Consider the following 544-nt stretch of genomic DNA (forward strand, 5'->3'; position numbering starts at 1 on the left):
GCGCTATCCGATGAAGCTGGTGAACGGAAAATACGAGCGCATCAGCTGGGACGTCGCCCTGAAGGAAATCACCGACCGCATGCTGGAGCTGCGCAAGGCCAGCGGCCCTGACTCGGTGTATGTGGTGGGGTCGTCCAAACACAACAACGAGCAGGCCTACCTGCTGCGCAAGTGGATGAGCCTGTGGGGCAGCAACAACTGCGACCACCAGGCCCGCATCTGCCACTCCACCACGGTGGCCGGCGTCGCCAACACCTGGGGCTACGGCGCCATGACCAATTCGTACAACGACATGCAAAACAGCAAGGTCGCCCTGTACATCGGCTCCAACGCGGCCGAGGCCCACCCCGTCAGCCTGCTGCACATGCTGCACGCCAAGGAAACCGGCTGCAAGATGATCGTGGTCGATCCGCGCTTTACCCGCACTGCCGCCAAGGCCGACGAATACATCCGCATCCGCTCCGGCTCCGACATCCCCTTCCTGTTCGGCATGCTGTATCACATCTTCAAGAACGGCTGGGAAGACAAGAAGTACATCAACGAC

1 protein-coding gene is annotated in these 544 nt (G+C 61.0%); it reads left to right on the forward strand.

Annotation, left to right across the window (positions count from 1 at the left end):
- Positions 1-544, forward strand: a 544-nt coding sequence (locus AC1DWI_RS25970; RefSeq protein WP_477726302.1) for a molybdopterin-dependent oxidoreductase, incomplete at both ends; no start/stop codon positions are given.

The sequence above is a fragment of the Polaromonas sp. P3_C2 genome (assembly GCF_056402675.1).